Raw genomic sequence first — 15,499 nt, 5'->3', positions numbered from 1 at the left:
ATCGGATGGGCGGTCTCGCCGAGGCGGGGCGCCACGACGACGGATCGGGCGGGCGCCTCGGCGGCCGCGCCGTCCTGCGGGGGCCCGCGCGGCCCGACCTGATCCGCCGGGAGACCCTGGCCGACCTGTTCCGGGCGAGCGCGAGGGAGCGGGCCGACGCACCCTGCCTGATCGACGCCGCCGAGCCCGGCACGGACGGGCGCCGTCCGGTCCTGACCTATTCGCAAGTCGATGCCCGCTCCGACGCCATCGCCGCCGGGCTTTTCGCCCGCGGGATCGGCCCGGGGGATGTGGTGGGGCTGTGGATGGCCCGCGGCACCGAACTGCTGATCGCGCAGATCGGCATCACGAAATCCGGCGCCGCCTGGCTCCCGTTCGACGCCGAGGCGCCCGCCGACCGGGTCGCGGTGTGCCTGAACGATGCCGAGGCCAAGGCGCTCCTCGTCTCGGAGGCCCTGCGGCCCCAGGCGCCGGAGGGCACGCCCGCCGTCACCACCGAAGCGCTTCTGCGGGCGGGGCAGGGAGCCTCCGCGCCCGATCTCGACGCTGCCGGCCTCGGACCGGGGCACCCGGCCTACCTGATCTACACCTCGGGCTCGACCGGCGTGCCCAAGGGCATCGTCATCAGCCACGCCAACATCTGCCACTTCCTGCGCTCGGGCAACGCGGTCTACGGCCTCTCCGCCGACGACGTCGTGTTCCAGGGCGCCTCCGTCGCCTTCGATCTCTCGATGGAGGAGATCTGGGTTCCCTATCTCGTCGGCGCCTGCTTGTTCGTGGCGAGCCCGGCCATGATGGGCGACGTCGAGGCCCTGCCCGCGATCATCGCCGAGGCCCGGATCACCGTGCTCGACACGGTGCCGACCCTGCTGGCCATGATCCCCGGTGACCTGCCCACCGTCCGCCTCGTGCTGCTCGGCGGCGAGGCCCTGCCCGAGCCGCTGGTGGCGCGCTGGGCGACCGGTGAGCGGCGCCTGTTCAACACCTATGGGCCGACCGAGGCCACCGTGGTGGCGACCGCCGCCGAGATGCGGCCGGGTCGGCCCGTCACCATCGGCGGCCCGATCCCGAACTACTCCGTCTACGTCGCCGACGAGGCGCTGAACCTGCTCGGCCCCGGCGAGCAGGGCGAATTGTTGATCGGCGGCCCCGGCGTCGCGGCGGGCTACCTCAAGCGCCCGGAGCTGACGGCGGAAAAGTTCGTTGCCAACCCCTACCCGTCCGACGGGACCGACCCGGTGCTCTACCGCTCGGGCGATGCCGTCTCGATGACGCCGGAGGGCGACATCGTCTTCCACGGCCGCATCGATGATCAGGTCAAGATCCGCGGTTTTCGCGTGGAGCTCGGCGAGATCGAGGCGCGCATCCGGGCGCAGGGCGGGATCAACCAGGCGGCGGTGGTCCTGCGGCGCGACGACGAGGTCGACCGCCTCGTCGCCTTCCTCGTGCCCGAGCGGAATGCCGACCTCGACCGCGCGGCGCTCCGAAAGAATCTCGCGGCGCAGATGCCGCCCTACATGGTGCCCGGCCATTTCGAGGAGGTCGAGACCCTGCCGCGGCTCACCTCCGGCAAGGTCGATCGCAAGGCGCTGCGGATCGCGCCGCTGACCGTGGCAGTGGCCGACGGCGAGCAGGAGGCCCCCGACAACGAGACCGAAGCCGCGCTTCTGGCCGCCGCCAAGAAGGTGTTCGGCGACGGGCCGATCGGGCTCGAGGCCGACTTCTTCTCCGAACTCGGCGGCCACTCGCTGCTCGCTGCCCGCTTCGTCGGCGCGGTGCGCGAGACGCCGGCGCTCGCCGGCATCACCCTTCAGGACGTCTATAACGGCCGCACCCTGCGGGTGATGGCCGCGAGTCTGATCGAGCGCACCGGCGGCGCGGGGGCGCAGACCGCGATCCGCGACCTGAGCTTTACCCCGCCGCCGCTGCTGCGCCGGGCGCTCTGCGGCGTGGCGCAGGGCGTGGTGCTCCCCTTCGTCATCGCGCTGGCCACCGCGCAATGGCTCGGCATCTTCGTCACCTACCTGCTGCTCACCGGCGGCGGGCTCGGCTTCTGGGGCGAACTCGGCGTCCTCCTGCTGGTCTATATCGGCATCAACGCGGTGACCGCGACGATCGCGATCGCCGCCAAGTGGCTGATCCTCGGGCGGACGAAGCCCGGCCGCTATCCCCTCTGGGGCGTCTATTATTACCGCTGGTGGCTGGCGCAGCGCCTGACGCCGCTGGTGCACATCAAGTGGCTCCAGGGCTCGCCCGTCATCGTCACCTATCTGCGCCTGCTCGGCGCGAAGATCGGCGACGACGTGCTGGTCTCCGACCTTGATGTCGGCGCGGCCGATCTGCTCACCATCGGCCGTGGTTCCTCGCTCGGCGGGCGGCTCGTGATCGCCAACGCGGAGGTCGTCGGCAACGAACTCGTCATCGGCTCCGTCGAGATCGGCGAGGATGTCGCCATCGGCACCTCCTGCGTCATCGGCCCCGGCACGGTGATCGGGGACCATGCCGAGATCGCGGATCTGACCACCGTGCCCGCGGGCACCGAGGTCGGCCCGGCCGAGGCCTGGGACGGCTCGCCGGGCCGCCGGGTCGGCACCGTCGATTTCTCCGCGCTGCCCGAGCCGGCCACCGCCTCGCCCGCCCGCCGGGCGGCCTTCGGCGCGGTCTACGCCTTCCTGCTCGCGGCGGTCCCGGCGGTCGGCCTGCTGCCGATCTTCCCGGCCTTCTACATCTTCGATCAGATCTCCGATAACCTCTCGGAACTCACCGACGTCGATTACCACGTCTACCTGCCGCTGCTGACCTGGCCCACCGCCATGCTGATGACGGCGGGCACGGTGCTGCTCATCGCCGCCATCCGCTGGGCGGTGCTGCCGCGGGTGACATCCGGCACCTTCTCGATCTGGTCGGGCTTCTACCTGCGCAAGTGGCTCGTCGCGCTCGCCTCCGAGGTGACGCTGGAGACGCTCTCCTCGCTGTTCGCCACCGTCTACATGCGGGCGTGGTACCGGCTGATGGGCGCGCGGATGGGAAGGGGCGCCGAGATCTCGACCAATCTCGGCTCGCGCCACGACCTCGTCGCGGTCGGCGCCAACAACTTCATCGCCGACGAGGTGGTGGTCGGCGAGGAGGAGATCCGCCGCGGCTGGATGCATCTCCATCCCGTCGAGACCGGCGCCCGCGTCTTCGTCGGCAATGACGGCGTGCTGCCGCCGGGCGCGAACATCCCCGACGACGTCCTGATCGGCATCAAGTCGAAGCCGCCGGCCAACGACAAGATGGGGCCGGGCGAGACGTGGTTCGGCTCGCCGCCGATCCGCCTGCCGGTGCGGCAGAAGGTCGATCTCGGCTCCAGCGCCCAGACCTTCGCGCCGAGCGTGTGGGTCAAGCTGCGGCGCGGCCTGTTCGAGGCCTTCGCCACCTCGTTCTCGCCGATGCTCTACATCTCGCTCGCCATCTGCGCGATCGACTGGGTGTTCTACCCGGCCATCCTCGCCGAGGATTGGAGCGGGCTGGCGCTCGCCTTCGTGCTCGCGAGCGTCGCCATCGCCCTGATCCAGACGAGCAGCGTCATCTGTCTCAAATGGCTCCTGATGGGGCGCTACCGCCCCGGCATGCGGCCGATGTGGTCGTGGTGGGCGATGCGCACCGAGGCCATCGCGGTCGCCTATTGGGGCTTGGCCGGCAAGGTGCTGCTGGAGCACCTGATGGGCACGCCGTTCCTGCCCTGGATGCTGCTGCTCTTCGGCGTCAAGGTCGGCCGGGGCACCTGCCTGCTGATGACCGACATCACCGAGTTCGACTGCGTCGAGATCGGCGACTACGCGGCGATCAACCGGTCGGCGGCGCTCCAGACCCACCTCTACGAGGACCGCATCATGAAGGTCGGCCGCGTCGTGATCGGGCGCGGCGTCTCGGTGGGCGCCTTCTCCACCGTCCTCTACGACAGCCATGTCGGCGACTATGCGCGGCTGCGCCCGCTCACCATCGTGATGAAGGGCGAGTCGATCCCGGCCCACTCGGAATGGGAAGGCGCGCCCGCCGTGCCGGTGGTGCACGCGGCGGGCGAGGCTGTGGCGCGGGCGGCGTGAGGCCGGAGCCTCTCGCCGCCGCAGGCCTTTTCATGCGATGTTGCCGGTGTTGGACGTGCGGCTCCCGAGGACACTTCCATGCTCGATGCGAAGCCTGCGGCTTTCCAGGAACCTTGCAGCCTGATCGGCTCATGGCGGCGCTTCGGCTCGGCTGGGCCTGTCTATGAAATCGTCGGCGTGACGGAGCCGAAGGCGGCGGATCGCCCGCAGATGCGGATTCGCGTCTTGGAGACGGGTGAGGAACTCGACTACCCGCTCACAGACCTTCTCGAAGACCCTGCGGAAGGCTGATGTTCGCCATCGCCTTCGATCTGGTCGTCGTCGAGACGCAGACCCATCATCCGAAGGGCATCGCACAGGCCTACAGCGACATCCGGACGGTGCTCGCCCGGCAAGGATTCAACTGGGTTCAGGGGAGCCTTTACGTCAGCCGCGACGAGGATCTGGCGAAGTTGTTCGCAGCCATCACGGCACTGAAAGCCCTGCCGTGGTTCCCGGCCTCGGTGCGCGACCTGCGCGCCTTTCGCGTCGAGCAATGGTCCGACTTCACGGCGACCGTCAAAGGCTGACGGCCGCTGCGCTCTTCAGCCTCACGCCGCCTCGGTCTTCGTCCCGAGGCGCTTGTCGAGATAGGTATCGACGGTCTGGGTCAGCTCGTCGACCCGGCCGTCGAAGAAGTGGTTGGCGCCCTCGACCATCTGGTGCTCGATGATGACGCCCTTCTGCGTCTTCACCTTCTCGATCACCGGGATCACCTCGCGGGCCGGCGCGACCCGATCTTCCGAGCCGTGCACGAACAGGCCGGAGGAGGGGCACGGTGCCAGGAAGGTGAAGTCGTAGCGGTTGGCCATGGCCGCGATCGAGATGAAGCCCTCGATCTCCGGGCGGCGCATCAGGAGCTGCATCCCGATCCACGAGCCGAACGAGACGCCCGCGATCCAGCAGGACTTCGCCTCCGGGTTGACCGACTGCACCCAGTCGAGGGCGGCGGCGGCGTCGGAGAGTTCACCCGAACCGTGATCGAAGGCGCCCTGGCTGCGTCCAACCCCGCGGAAATTGAAGCGCAGGGCTGCGAATCCACGATTGGCGAAGGTGTAGAAAAGATTGTACACAATTTGATTGTTCATCGTGCCCCCGAACTGGGGGTGCGGATGAAGCACGATCGCGATCGGCGCGCCCTTCTTCTTGGGGGCTTGGTAGCGGCCTTCCAGGCGGCCGGCAGGGCCGGAAAAGATAACTTCGGGCATGGTGGTCCTCGAGATGATCCGACCCTCACCCTTGATGCCCCCGCGAAGGCAGGGAGGCTGAGCCGGTCACGGCTTGACTCGTTGCGCGCGCCACCTACAAGCGCTCTTAGAATAATTCTAGGTCATTGGAATTATTCTAAACAGTTCGTCGGGCCTCGACCTGCGAAGCACACGGCGCGTTTCGCGCGGCTTAGCACGGGGGAGGGGGGCGAAATCAAGAAAATCAGGATCTGGCAGGACGATAAGGAGCGAAACGGCAGGATGACGTCGGGCGCGCGCAGCTATCTCGATCACAACGCGACTTCTCCGGTGCGTCCGGAGGTCGCGTCTGCGGTCGCGCGCGCGCTCACCTTGCCCGGCAATCCCTCCTCGATCCATCAAGAGGGCCGCGCCGCGCGCCATGCGCTGCAGACGGCGCGGGCGGGGCTCGCTGCCCTGCTCGGCGCGACGCTTGAGCGCGTCACCTTCACCAGCGGCGGCACGGAAGCGGCCAACACCGTGCTCTCCGGCGCGCTTCGGAAGGCGGGCCTCCCCGCCCCCACCCGGCTGATGGTCTCGGCGACCGAGCATCCGTGCGTCGCCGCGGGCCACCGATTCGCGCCGGACGCGGTCGAGGTGCTGCCGGTGGACCGGGCCGGCCTGCTGCGGCTCGACGTGCTCGCGGGCCGGCTCGAGGCCTGCCGGGACGAGGCCGTGCTGATCTCGGTCCATGCGGCCAACAACGAGACCGGGGTGGTGCAGCCGCTGGCCGAGATCGTACGGCTCGCCCGTGCCCACGGACGGGCCCTGGTCCACAGCGACGCGGTGCAAGCGGTCGGAAAGATCCCGCTCGACTTCGCTGCCCTCGGCCTCGACGCCCTGACCCTGTCGGGCCACAAATTCGCCGCGCCGAAGGGCGTCGGCGCGCTGGTGCTGGCCGAGGGGCTGGGCCTGGAGGCGGCCTTCCTGCGCGGTGGCGGCCAGGAGGCACGCCTGCGCTGCGGCACCGAGAACCTTCCGGGGATCGTCGGCATGGGCGAGGCGGCGGACATCGCCCGATCCACCCTGGAGGCCGAGGCGGTGCGGCTCGCGGGCTTGCGTGATGGCCTCCAAGCACGCCTGCGGGCGCTGGCACCCGATCTCGTCGTGTTCGGGGAGGGGGCCCCGCGCCTGCCCAACACCCTGAGCTTCGCCGTGCCGGGTCTGGAAGCGTCCACGGCGCTGATCGCCCTCGATCTCGCCGGCCTGTCCGTGTCGTCGGGGTCGGCCTGCGCCTCGGGCAAAGTGGCCCGTTCCCCCGTGCTCGCGGCGATGGGGGTGAGCCCTGCGCTCGCCGCGGGGGCGTTGCGCGTCAGTTTCGGCTGGAATTCGCGCCCGGAAGACCTCGAACGCTTCGCGGCGGGGTTCGAACGGGTCGTGTCGTCCCTATATCAGCGGCGAGGGCAGGCGGCCTGAGCGCCGCCCGCCCAAGCCATTCTTTCGGCGGCAAACCCGCCGTGTCGTTGGAAACCCCCGGTCCTTGACGCCGGAGTCGGTAGGAGACGCTGAATGCCTGCAGTGCAGGAGACCATTGATCGGGTCCGTTCAATCGACCTCGACCAGTACAAGTACGGTTTCGAGACCGTGATCGAGATGGAGAAGTCCGAGAAGGGCCTCTCCGAGGACGTGGTTCGCTTCATCTCGGCCAAGAAGAACGAGCCGGAATGGATGCTCGAATGGCGCCTCGACGCCTACAAGCGCTGGCTCACGATGAAGGAGCCGGAATGGGCGCGGGTCGAGTACGACCGGGTCGATTACAACAACATCTACTACTACGCCGCGCCGAAGCGTAAGGGCCCGGAATCGCTCGACGAGATCGATCCTGAGATCCTGAAGACCTACGAGAAACTCGGTATCCCGCTGCGCGAGGTCGAGGTGCTGGAAGGCATCGCGCCCGAGCGTCGCGTCGCGGTCGATGCCGTGTTCGATTCCGTCTCGGTGGCGACCACCTTCCGGAAGGAGCTCGAGAAGGCCGGCGTGATCTTCATGCCGATCTCCGAGGCCATCCGCGAGTACCCGGACCTCGTGAAGAAGTACCTCGGCTCGGTCGTGCCCGTGACCGACAACTTCTTCGCCACGCTCAACTCGGCGGTCTTCTCGGACGGCTCGTTCGTCTACATCCCGCCGGGCGTGCGCTGCCCGATGGAGCTGTCGACCTATTTCCGCATCAACGAGCGCGATACGGGGCAGTTCGAGCGGACCCTCATCATCGCCGACAAGGGTTCCTACGTCTCGTATCTCGAGGGCTGCACCGCCCCGAAGCGCGACGACAACCAGCTCCACGCCGCCGTGGTCGAGCTGGTGGCGCTGGACGATGCCGAGATCAAGTACTCGACCGTCCAGAACTGGTACCCCGGCGACAACGAGGGCCGGGGCGGCATCTACAACTTCGTGACGAAGCGCGGCGATTGCCGCGGCGCCCGCTCGAAGATCTCGTGGACGCAGGTCGAGACCGGCTCGGCGATCACTTGGAAGTACCCGTCCTGCATTCTGCGCGGTGACGATTCCCGCGGCGAGTTCTACTCGATCGCGGTGTCGAACGGCATGCAGCAGGTCGATTCCGGCACCAAGATGATCCATCTCGGCAAGAACACGACCAGTCGGATCATCTCGAAGGGCATCTCGGCGGGCCGTTCGCAGAACACCTACCGGGGGCTCGTTTCGGCCCACAAGAAGGCCAAGGGCGCGCGCAACTTCACCAACTGCGACAGCCTGCTGATCGGCGACCAGTGCGGGGCGCACACCGTGCCCTACATCGAGTCGAAGAACGCGTCGGCCGTCTTCGAGCACGAGGCCACCACCTCGAAGATCTCCGAGGACCAGAAGTTCTACTGCCTGCAGCGCGGCCTCTCCGAGGAGGAGGCGACCGCGCTGATCGTCAACGGCTTCGTCCGCGACGTGCTGCAGCAGTTGCCGATGGAGTTCGCGGTGGAGGCCCAGAAGCTGATCTCGATCAGCCTCGAAGGCTCGGTGGGCTGACGGCCTTCGATACGGACAGAACGAATGTCCCTCCCCCCTGAGGGGGGAGGGTGCCTGCGAAGCAGGCGGGGAAGGGCAGCGCGACGCGGCAGGATGTGGCGCCCGGTAAAGCGACCTCTCCGGAGCCGGCGCTCCCCTCTCCCGACCCTCGCTGACGCGAGGGCCCCCTTCCCCGCAGAGGGGGAAGGGAAGGTCATCGGAATTGAATTAGGACTATCGAACGATGCTTGAGATCAAAAACCTCGTCGTGCAGATCGAGGACAACCGCATCCTCAACGGCTTGAACCTGACCGTGAATGACGGCGAGGTCGCCGCGATCATGGGCCCGAACGGCTCGGGCAAGTCGACGCTCTCCTACGTCATCGCCGGCAAGGAGGACTACGAGGTTCTCGACGGCGAGATCCTGCTCGACGGGCAGAACGTGCTGGAGATGGCGGCCGACGAGCGCGCCGCCGCCGGCATCTTCCTCGCCTTCCAGTACCCGCTGGAGATCCCAGGGGTCGGCACGATGACCTTCCTCAAGGCCTGCCTCAACGCGCAGCGCAAGGCCCGCGGCGAGGGCGAGCTCTCGACGCCCGACTTCATCCGCAAGGTGAACGCCGCCGCCGACAAGCTCGAGATCAACAAGGAGATGCTCAAGCGGGCCCTCAATGTCGGCTTCTCCGGCGGCGAGAAGAAGCGCATGGAGATCCTCCAGATGGCGCTGCTCGAGCCGAAGTTCTGCGTGCTCGACGAGACCGATTCCGGCCTCGACATCGATGCGCTGCGCATCGTCTCCGAGGGCGTGAACGCGCTGCGGGCGCAAGGCCGCTCGTTCCTCGTCATCACCCACTACCAGCGGCTGCTCAACCACATCGTGCCCGATACCGTGCACGTCATGTCGAAGGGCCAGATCGTGAAGACCGGCGGCAAGGAGCTGGCGCTCGAACTCGAAGCCTCCGGCTACGCCGAGTACCGCACGAGCGAGGCTGCGTGATGGCCGACGTCACCAATCTCCGCTCCCCCGCCGAGGCCGGCCTCTCCAAGCTGTTCGAGTCCGCGCGCAAAGGCTTCGCCAGCGAGCAGGCGATCAGCCGCGAGGAGGCGTTCCGCTTCTTTGAGGCGACCGGCCTGCCGAGCCGCCGGGTCGAGGCGTTCAAGTATACCGACCTGCGTGCCGCCATCACGGAAGCGGCCCCGCCCGCCGAGGCGCCGAGCGAGCAGGCGGCCCAGGCCGCCGTCGCCGGAACCACGGGCTTCAACGAGGTCGAGGCCGTCCGCCTCACCTTCGTCAACGGTCATCTCGTCGCGTCCCTGTCGGATCTCGACCGGGTGCCCGAGGGCGTGACGGTCACGCCCCTCAACGAGGCGATGGGCAAGGGCGACGCCCGCCTGAAGCTCCTCGCCCCCGTCGAGCAGGTGCGCGAGAACCCGATCTATCAGCTCAACACCGCCTTCCTGGCGGATGGCGCGCTGATCTCGGTCGCGCCCGGCGCCAAGCCGCAGACGCCGATCCACCTGCGCTTCGTCGGCACGGGGGAGGCCGCCTTCTCGACCGCGACCCGCGTTCTGGTCGATGTCGGCGCCGAGGCGGAGTTCTTCCTGCTGGAGAGCCACGAGGGACCGGCCGGGCTGGCCTACCAGCCCAACGACGCGCTCGACGTGCATATCGGCGCCGAGGCCGCCTTCCGCCACACCCGGCTCAACCGGGAAGGGGATGCGGCCGTCGCCCTCTCGACGCTCTCGGTGCGCCTCGACGCGCGGGCGCAGCTCGAGACCGTCAACCTCGTCACCGGCGCCAAGCTCTCGCGTCACCAGATCTACCTGCACATCGCGGGCGAGGACGCCAACGCCGTGGTCAACGGCGCGACGCTGCTCGGCCACGGCCAGCTCGCGGATTCGACCCTGCTCGCCGACCATGCGGCGACCGGGGGCGTCGGCCGCGAGATGTTCAAGACGGTGATCGACGGCGATTCCACCGGCGTGTTCCAGGGCAAGATCATCGTCCGCCAGGTCGCGCAGCAGACCGACGGCAAGATGAAGTCCGACTGCCTGCTCCTGACCGACGACGGTCAGATGATGAACAAGCCGGAGCTGGAAATCTTCGCCGACGACGTCGCCTGCGGCCACGGCGCCACCTGCGGCGCGCCGGACGAGGATCTCCTGTTCTACCTCATGGCCCGCGGCCTGCCGCGCGCCACCGCCGAGAGCCTGCTGGTCCAGGCCTTCGTCGGCGAGGCGGTCGAGACGGTCACGCATGAGGGCGCCCGCGCGGTGCTGATCGGCGGGATCGAGGCGTGGCTGGCGTCGAGAGGGTAGGGCACCGCCCACAACCCGACCCGCGGATCGCCGGCCTGCCGGGGATCCGCGGGTCCCTGCCCAGGTCGGGCACCCCCACCCTGCGTCTCATTCCGAGGGGGCCGCGTCAGCGGGCCCCGAAGGAGGGCTCAGGGGATACCGACGAAATCAGGAGGTCTCCTTCGAGGCCTCCGCTTCGCTCCGGCACCTCGGGATGAGGGGAGTGAAGGGAAAGACGGCTCCATGACGGGCCGCGCCGCTTCGAGGTCGAGACGATGAACGCACCCGTCCGTACCACTGCCCAGGACTCGTCCTACGACGTCGAAGCGATCCGGAAGGAATTCCCGATCCTGTCGGAAAAGGTCTACGGCAAACCGCTGGTCTATCTCGACAACGCCGCCTCGACGCAGAAGCCGCGGGCCGTGATCGACGCGATGGTCTCCTGCATGGAGACCGGCTACGCCAACGTGCACCGTGGCCTGCACTACATGGCCAATGCCGCGACCGAGGGGTTCGAGGGCGCGCGCGAGACCACGCGCCAGTTCCTCAACGCGGCCTCGACCGACGAGATCATCTTCACCCGCAACGCGACCGAGGCCTACAACCTCGTGGCCTCCTCCATGGGCTGGGCCGGGCTGATCGGGGAGGGGGACGAGATCATCCTCTCGATCATGGAGCACCACTCCAACATCGTGCCCTGGCATTTCCTGCGCGAGCGGCGCGGCGCCGTCATCAAGTGGGCGCCGGTCGATGACGACGGCAACTTCCTGGTCGAGGAATACGAGAAGCTCTTCACGCCGCGCACCAAGATGGTGGCGATCACCCACATGTCGAACGTGCTCGGCACGGTGACGCCCGCCGAAGAGATCGTGCGCATCGCCCACGCCCACGGCGTGCCGGTGCTGCTCGACGGGGCGCAGAGCGCGGTGCACCGCCCGGTCGATGTGCGGGCGCTCGATTGCGACTTCTTCGTCTTCACCGGCCACAAGGTCTACGGGCCGACCGGCATCGGCGTGCTCTACGGCAAGAAGGAGTGGCTCGACCGGCTCCCGCCCTACCAGGGCGGCGGCGAGATGATCCGCACGGTGAGCCAGGACGCGATCACCTACAACGATCCGCCCCACCGCTTCGAGGCGGGCACGCCGGCGATCATCGAGGCGGTCGGACTCGGCGCGGCGCTGGAATTCATGATGAAGCTCGGCCGCGACAAGATCGCCGCGCACGAGGCGATGCTGACCGCCTACGCCCAGGAGCGGCTCGGCGCGATGAATTCGATCCGCCAGATCGGCAATTCCCGCGACAAGGGCGGCGTCATCGCCTTCGAGGTGAAGGGCGCGCACGCCCACGACATCGCCACCGTGATCGACCACCAGGGCGTGGCGGTGCGGGCCGGCACCCACTGCGCGATGCCGCTGCTGACGCGCTTCGGGGTCACCTCGACCTGTCGCGCCTCGTTCGGTCTGTATAATACGACGCAGGAAATCGATGTCCTGGCCGCGGCTCTGGCCAAGGCCGAGATGCTGTTCGCCTGATTCTTTTGGGAATTTCGGCCGTCGCGCGCGGCGGCCGAGGGAGAGACCCGATGAGCACCGACGCCACCATCACCGGCGGCACCAACACCCCCGCCCTCGCGGCCGCCTCCGCGATCCCGGCCGAGGAAATCGATCGCCTGACCGACGACATCGTCGTGGCGCTCAAGAGCGTCTACGACCCGGAGATCCCCGCCGATATCTACGAGCTCGGCCTGATCTACCGGGTGCAGATCGAGGACGACCGGCGCGTGCTGATCGACATGACGCTGACCGCCCCCGGCTGCCCGGTGGCCGGCGAGATGCCGGGCTGGGTCGAGAACGCGGTCTCGGCGGTTCAGGGCGTGCAATCCTGCTCCGTCACGATGGTGTTCGACCCGCCGTGGGACCAGAGCCGGATGTCCGACGAGGCCCGCGTCGCGCTGGACATGTGGTAGCGGCGCCGTAGAGCATCGTCCTGGATATCGGATCCAGGACGATGCTCTAACCTTTTGTTCTTGCATCATCCCGAAAGCTGGCAACCACCTTTCGGGATGATGCTCTAGCGGACCGGCCGGCCCGGCTCGAAGGACACGTCCTCGTAAATGTCGGTGAGCGCGAGCCGCGCTCCGAGGGCGGGCAGGTCGATCACGGCGTCGAGCGTCTCGAAGCTCTCCTCGGTCCAGCCCTCCTCCTCCCGGCGGTAGAGCACCGCGCTCGGAAAGCGCGTCTCGACCAGAAGGATGTAGGCGAGGCTCGGGTGGCGCCGGTACTCGTCGAGCTTGCGAAAACGGTCGATGTTTGTGGTGGAGGGCGACAGGACCTCCACCACGAGGCGCGGGGCGCGGTTCTCGTAGGTGTCGCGGACGAGGTCTCCGCACTCCACCGTCACGTCGGGCCGCCGGATCGTCGCGATGCCGGTGCGGCGCGCTAGGTGGTTGGTCGGCAGCCGGAGCCGCGCAACGGGGCGTGAAGCGTGGCGATGATGTTCACGGTAGCGCGGTCGTGTTGGGCACTCGCGCCGGTCATCATCTTGACGTGCGGCACCGGCACGCCGTCGACGAGTTCGTAGAGCCCGTCCTGGGCGGTCTGCCAAGCGAAGAACTCTTCCGGCATCATCAGGCGCCGTGCAGGATCGGCCATCGCACCCTCCGTCACCGATTCAGCATAGCACGGCTGCAATCGTCCGGTGGGCCGGGTCTTGCGGTGGACCGGCGACGGGGGAGTGCTTATCTTCGTCAATGTACGAAAACCCCTCACCCGCCCGGGCCTTGAACCCGGCCGCAGGAGAGAGACCACGATGTCCAGTTTCAAGGTGATCACGCTGACCGACCGCGCAGCGGACCGGCTCAAGGCGATCATGGCCGATGCGGAGACGCCGATCGCCGGCTTGCGCGTCGGCGTGAAGAACGGCGGCTGCGCCGGCATGTCCTATACGATGGAATATGCCGAGGACCGGAAAGCCGGCGAGGATGTGATCGAGGACCGGGGCGTGACCGTGTTCATCGATCCCAAGGCGGTGCTGTTCCTGCTCGGCACCGAGATGGATTTCCAGACGACCAAGCTGTCGTCCCAGTTCGTGTTCAACAACCCGAACCAGACTTCGGCCTGCGGCTGCGGCGAATCCGTGGCGATTACGCCGGTCAATCCCGAGCGGCTCGCGGCCGGCGCGCCCGCCTGATCGGCGCCGGCGCGTCTCACAGGCCGGACGAGGCTTGAGCCGATGGCTCTCTGCATCGTCCGGGAGGCCGGGGCCGCCTTTCGGGACGAGGCGTTCGTCCGTCTCAGGCGACGTCGCGCAGGTTCTCGACTTCGGTCTCGTCGAGGGTGCGGTTGCGGCCGGCGCGCTTGGCGGCGAACAGGCAGGCATCGGCCCGTTCCAGCAGGGACACCGCATTGTCGTCCTCGCGCTGGGTCGCGACGCCGAGCGAGACCGTGACCTTGCCGAGCGATTCGCCGGTGGAGCGCTTCACCAGTTCGCGGCCCGTGACGCCGGTGCGCACGCGCTCGGCGATGGCCCGCGCCTCGACCCGGTCGGTTTCCGGTAGGACGATGCCGAACTCCTCGCCGCCGAACCGGGCGAGGGTCGCGCTTTTCTGGCCGATATGCTCGCGCATCACGATGGCGACGAGGCGGAGCACCTGATCCCCGGTCAGGTGGCCGTAGAGGTCGTTGAAGCGCTTGAACGAATCGATGTCGATCACGATCAGGCTCGTCGGCTTGCCCTGCCGCGCCGAGGCGGACGGGACATCGACGGTTTTGCGGAGCGACTCCTCGAAATTCTTGCGGTTGCCCAACCCCGTCAGGGCGTCGGTCAGGCTCTCCAGGCGGGCGGCCTCCAGCGTCTCGCGCAAGGCCTCGATCTCGCTGCGGCTCTCGCGCATCCGCGCTTCGAGTGTGCGGTTGTTGGCGGTCACGTCGCGGGTGTTGGCGATGATCGTCGTCACGACCTCGCGCAGACGCGCCCGGCTCGTGGCCGTGTTGGAGATGTCGTGCGACAGGGCTTGAAGCGACTCGCCGTACTGGGCGGTGGAGCGGATCGAGACCTCGATCATCTCCATGATGCCCTCGACCTCGGCGATGAGGCTCGAATTCATCCGGTCCACTTCCACGGCCATGCGGCGGCCGTCGATGTAGGTGTCGTGGAGCCCCTCGATGTCGGCGCTGGTCAGCGTCCCGTTCTGCGTCGTGAGCCGTTTGACCGCATCGTTCATCAGCGGCTGCGTGCCGGAGACGTAGAGATACCACACGGCGTAGGCCCGCGGCGTCGCGCAGGCACAGTAGTCGCGCATCAACTCGAAGCTGCGCTGCGCGAGCACGAAACTGAGATCACGATCGGGATCGGGGCTCATCCGGTGACGTAGGCTCCTGCGGACGGGGCACGCCGCCCATATCGTCCGCTCCGCCGAAGTGTCGCCTCAGAATCTCGCCAGGACGTTAAGAGCGTCTCACAAAGTGCCCGAGCGCTGACCCTGCGCCGCTCCGGCTAAGCGTGCCTCGCAAAATTCCCGGTCACCGATCGTCTCCGTTCTGGGCACGGCGGCGCAGCGGGCGTCCTGATCAAGGCAGAGACCCGTATCGCCCCACCCGCGCGGCGCTTGAGGAGGGCACCCATCGCGCCAGAGCATCGTCCTGAAAGGTGGTTGCCGGCTTTCGGAGAAAAGGATGACGCGAAACCGAGCGCCTCAAGCATCGTCCCGGATCAGGTGTCCGGGACGATGCTTGAGCGCGATGGGATCAGCGGGATCTGGTAGGGGGAGCTACTTGCTCTTCCCGAACCCGGTCGGCTTCAGCAGGAAGGCCGGGACGTGCGAGCCGAGGCCGACCGGCGTCTCGCCGTCCTCGTCGCGACGCGGGGGACGACGCTCCCCGCGCACGCGTT

The 15,499-nt window shown here is 68.1% G+C and carries 14 protein-coding genes; 10 read left to right on the top strand and 4 right to left on the bottom strand.

Going from position 1 to position 15,499, the window contains the following annotated elements; genetic code table 11:
- Nucleotides 1-5: 5 nt before the first annotated feature.
- The 3 genes from E4V01_RS23815 (at nucleotide 6) to E4V01_RS23805 (ending at nucleotide 4,657) form a co-directional block, all read left to right on the top strand.
- Nucleotides 6-4,088 carry a Pls/PosA family non-ribosomal peptide synthetase gene (locus tag E4V01_RS23815; protein ID WP_135300079.1) on the top strand — a complete coding sequence of 1,361 codons (4,083 nt, stop codon included), beginning with the start codon at nucleotides 6-8 and terminating at the stop codon, nucleotides 4,086-4,088.
- 78 nt (nucleotides 4,089-4,166) lie between these two features.
- A complete protein-coding gene (locus E4V01_RS23810; RefSeq protein WP_060771238.1) occupies nucleotides 4,167-4,379 on the top strand; it encodes a DUF5397 family protein in 213 nt (70 codons plus the stop codon).
- Nucleotides 4,379-4,657 carry a virulence factor gene (locus tag E4V01_RS23805; protein WP_135300071.1) on the top strand — a complete coding sequence of 93 codons (279 nt, stop codon included), beginning with the start codon at nucleotides 4,379-4,381 and terminating at the stop codon, nucleotides 4,655-4,657. The genes E4V01_RS23810 and E4V01_RS23805 overlap by 1 nt, the downstream gene beginning before the upstream one ends.
- Before the next feature lie 21 nt (nucleotides 4,658-4,678).
- On the opposite strand, the gene E4V01_RS23800 is transcribed toward E4V01_RS23805, so the two are convergent.
- Nucleotides 4,679-5,335, bottom strand: a complete 657-nt coding sequence (locus E4V01_RS23800; RefSeq protein WP_135300070.1) for an alpha/beta hydrolase — start codon at nucleotides 5,333-5,335, stop codon at nucleotides 4,679-4,681.
- A gap of 261 nt (nucleotides 5,336-5,596) precedes the next feature.
- Between E4V01_RS23800 and E4V01_RS23795 the strand changes: the two genes are divergently transcribed.
- The 6 genes from E4V01_RS23795 (at nucleotide 5,597) to E4V01_RS23770 (ending at nucleotide 12,575) form a co-directional block, all read left to right on the top strand.
- Entirely contained in the window at nucleotides 5,597-6,769 is a 1,173-nt protein-coding gene (locus tag E4V01_RS23795; RefSeq protein ID WP_135300069.1) for a cysteine desulfurase family protein, read from the top strand.
- Between the two features lie 93 nt (nucleotides 6,770-6,862).
- Nucleotides 6,863-8,332: a Fe-S cluster assembly protein SufB gene (sufB, locus tag E4V01_RS23790; protein WP_060771241.1), complete on the top strand. Its 1,470-nt coding sequence runs from the start codon at nucleotides 6,863-6,865 to the stop codon at nucleotides 8,330-8,332.
- A 223-nt stretch (nucleotides 8,333-8,555) separates the two neighbouring features.
- Nucleotides 8,556-9,308 (top strand): Fe-S cluster assembly ATPase SufC, encoded by a 753-nt coding sequence (sufC, locus tag E4V01_RS23785; RefSeq protein WP_135300068.1) that lies wholly within the window; start codon nucleotides 8,556-8,558, stop codon nucleotides 9,306-9,308.
- On the top strand, nucleotides 9,308-10,630 hold the full coding sequence (locus E4V01_RS23780) for a SufD family Fe-S cluster assembly protein (RefSeq protein ID WP_060771243.1): 1,323 nt from the start codon (nucleotides 9,308-9,310) through the stop codon (nucleotides 10,628-10,630). The genes sufC and E4V01_RS23780 overlap by 1 nt, the downstream gene beginning before the upstream one ends.
- Nucleotides 10,631-10,884: 254 nt before the next feature.
- The gene (locus tag E4V01_RS23775) at nucleotides 10,885-12,141 is read left to right on the top strand and encodes a cysteine desulfurase (RefSeq protein WP_004446367.1); all 1,257 of its coding nucleotides are present in this window, start codon (nucleotides 10,885-10,887) and stop codon (nucleotides 12,139-12,141) included.
- A gap of 50 nt (nucleotides 12,142-12,191) precedes the next feature.
- Complete coding sequence (locus tag E4V01_RS23770) at nucleotides 12,192-12,575, top strand: SUF system Fe-S cluster assembly protein (RefSeq protein WP_004446369.1); 384 nt, start codon at nucleotides 12,192-12,194, stop codon at nucleotides 12,573-12,575.
- A gap of 104 nt (nucleotides 12,576-12,679) precedes the next feature.
- On the opposite strand, the gene E4V01_RS26405 is transcribed toward E4V01_RS23770, so the two are convergent.
- Both E4V01_RS26405 and E4V01_RS26400 read right to left on the bottom strand, forming a co-directional pair.
- The gene (locus E4V01_RS26405) at nucleotides 12,680-13,009 is read right to left on the bottom strand and encodes a Uma2 family endonuclease (protein WP_245517684.1); all 330 of its coding nucleotides are present in this window, start codon (nucleotides 13,007-13,009) and stop codon (nucleotides 12,680-12,682) included.
- A gap of 38 nt (nucleotides 13,010-13,047) precedes the next feature.
- Nucleotides 13,048-13,260, bottom strand: a complete 213-nt coding sequence (locus tag E4V01_RS26400) for a Uma2 family endonuclease (RefSeq protein WP_245517683.1) — start codon at nucleotides 13,258-13,260, stop codon at nucleotides 13,048-13,050.
- Between the two features lie 157 nt (nucleotides 13,261-13,417).
- Here E4V01_RS26400 and E4V01_RS23760 point away from each other — a divergent pair, with 157 nt between their 5' ends.
- Entirely contained in the window at nucleotides 13,418-13,798 is a 381-nt protein-coding gene (locus E4V01_RS23760) for an iron-sulfur cluster assembly accessory protein (RefSeq protein ID WP_060771246.1), read from the top strand.
- Nucleotides 13,799-13,901: 103 nt separating this feature from the next.
- On the opposite strand, the gene E4V01_RS23755 is transcribed toward E4V01_RS23760, so the two are convergent.
- Nucleotides 13,902-14,969 carry a GGDEF domain-containing protein gene (locus E4V01_RS23755; RefSeq protein WP_060771247.1) on the bottom strand — a complete coding sequence of 356 codons (1,068 nt, stop codon included), beginning with the start codon at nucleotides 14,967-14,969 and terminating at the stop codon, nucleotides 13,902-13,904.
- Nucleotides 14,970-15,499: the final 530 nt, after the last annotated feature.

The organism is Methylorubrum sp. Q1, from assembly GCF_004683995.1.
Classification (GTDB): Bacteria; Pseudomonadota; Alphaproteobacteria; order Rhizobiales; family Beijerinckiaceae; genus Methylobacterium.
The sequence above is the reverse complement of the archived record's forward strand: the minus strand, read 5'-3'. Positions and strand labels throughout refer to the sequence as shown.

Bases quoted from the DNA above. Each gene is read 5' to 3' on its own strand.
- E4V01_RS23815 (WP_135300079.1), top strand. From the start codon at position 6: ATGGGCGGTCTCGCCGAGGCGGGGCGCCACGACGACGGATCGGGCGGG.
- E4V01_RS23810 (WP_060771238.1), top strand. From the start codon at position 4,167: ATGCTCGATGCGAAGCCTGCGGCTTTCCAGGAACCTTGCAGCCTGATC.
- E4V01_RS23805 (WP_135300071.1), top strand. From the start codon at position 4,379: ATGTTCGCCATCGCCTTCGATCTGGTCGTCGTCGAGACGCAGACCCAT.
- E4V01_RS23800 (WP_135300070.1), bottom strand. From the start codon at position 5,335: ATGCCCGAAGTTATCTTTTCCGGCCCTGCCGGCCGCCTGGAAGGCCGC.
- E4V01_RS23795 (WP_135300069.1), top strand. From the start codon at position 5,597: ATGACGTCGGGCGCGCGCAGCTATCTCGATCACAACGCGACTTCTCCG.
- sufB (WP_060771241.1), top strand. From the start codon at position 6,863: ATGCCTGCAGTGCAGGAGACCATTGATCGGGTCCGTTCAATCGACCTC.
- sufC (WP_135300068.1), top strand. From the start codon at position 8,556: ATGCTTGAGATCAAAAACCTCGTCGTGCAGATCGAGGACAACCGCATC.
- E4V01_RS23780 (WP_060771243.1), top strand. From the start codon at position 9,308: ATGGCCGACGTCACCAATCTCCGCTCCCCCGCCGAGGCCGGCCTCTCC.
- E4V01_RS23775 (WP_004446367.1), top strand. From the start codon at position 10,885: ATGAACGCACCCGTCCGTACCACTGCCCAGGACTCGTCCTACGACGTC.
- E4V01_RS23770 (WP_004446369.1), top strand. From the start codon at position 12,192: ATGAGCACCGACGCCACCATCACCGGCGGCACCAACACCCCCGCCCTC.
- E4V01_RS26400 (WP_245517683.1), bottom strand. From the start codon at position 13,260: ATGGCCGATCCTGCACGGCGCCTGATGATGCCGGAAGAGTTCTTCGCT.
- E4V01_RS23760 (WP_060771246.1), top strand. From the start codon at position 13,418: ATGTCCAGTTTCAAGGTGATCACGCTGACCGACCGCGCAGCGGACCGG.
- E4V01_RS23755 (WP_060771247.1), bottom strand. From the start codon at position 14,969: ATGAGCCCCGATCCCGATCGTGATCTCAGTTTCGTGCTCGCGCAGCGC.